Here is a 1,021-nt window from a genome sequence, read left to right on the forward strand (position 1 = left end):
CAGCGACACGCTTCTGCCTATCGAAAACGTGCAGGTGCAAGCAAGCGAGATCGTCGTCACAAAGCCTGTCGCGGCGGGCTTTGCCGTGCGCGCGGCGGGCGAGAGCTACCGCGAGGGCGAGCTTTTGCTTCGTAGCGGCACGAAGCTCGGCTTTTCGCAGATCGCGCTGCTAGCGGAGCTTGGTCTATTTCACATAAGCGTATTCGTCCGCCCAAAAGTAGCGATCCTAGCCACCGGCAGCGAGATCAAGGATCTGGGCGAAAGGCTCGAAAACGACGCTCAAATTTACAGCTCCAACCACATCGCGCTTGCAAATTTAGTAACGCAGCTAGGCTGCGAAGCGATGATAATGCCTCTAGTACGCGATGACGAAAAAGAGCTAGAAGGCGCGATCCTATCGGCTTTACAGAGCGCAGACATACTTCTAACTAGCGGCGGAGTGAGCGTCGGAGACTACGACTTCGTGCAAAGCACGCTGCAATCAAACTTTGAGCTAATCGTAAAGGGTGCGGCGATCAAACCGGGCCGCCACGTGCGCGTAGCCAAAACCGGCGAAAAATATATCTTCGCATTCCCGGGCTTCCCGCTCTCGGCGCTCATTACGTGCATTTTGTTTCTGCGCGTATATTTGCAAAGATCCTTCAGCGTGCACGAAAACACCGAATTTAGCGCAATCTTGGATCATGACTACGTAAAAAAGACGCCGTGGATGGAGTTTATGCCCGCGCTCTTGCAAAACAGAGAGGGGCGGCTTTTTGTTAGCCTGCAAAGCAAAAAGCAGGGCTCCAGCGCGATTTTGAACAATTTAGACGACGATAGCGTCCTGCTCGTCGCGCCGCTAGAGGTCAAAGAGCTCAAAAAAGGCGAGCTCGTGCGCGTAATCTCGGTACCTAAAATTTAGCGCAGCAGTTCGGAGGCGGTTGCGGCGGCGGACCAAATTTTAACTGCCGCGAGGGTTAAAATTTTGCCGCTGCGAGGCGCTAAATTTAGTCGCAAAAGCTCTAATTTGGGATTTTGAAAA

General features: G+C 53.2%; 1 protein-coding gene. It reads left to right on the top strand.

Annotated elements, in window-relative coordinates:
- Positions 1 to 901: molybdopterin molybdotransferase MoeA (locus tag Q0256_RS05025; protein WP_297960665.1), on the top strand; the 901-nt coding region annotated here is incomplete at its 5' end.
- Positions 902 to 1,021: the final 120 nt, after the last annotated feature.

Source organism: uncultured Campylobacter sp. (assembly GCF_937949835.1).
Classification (GTDB): Bacteria; Campylobacterota; Campylobacteria; order Campylobacterales; family Campylobacteraceae; genus Campylobacter_B.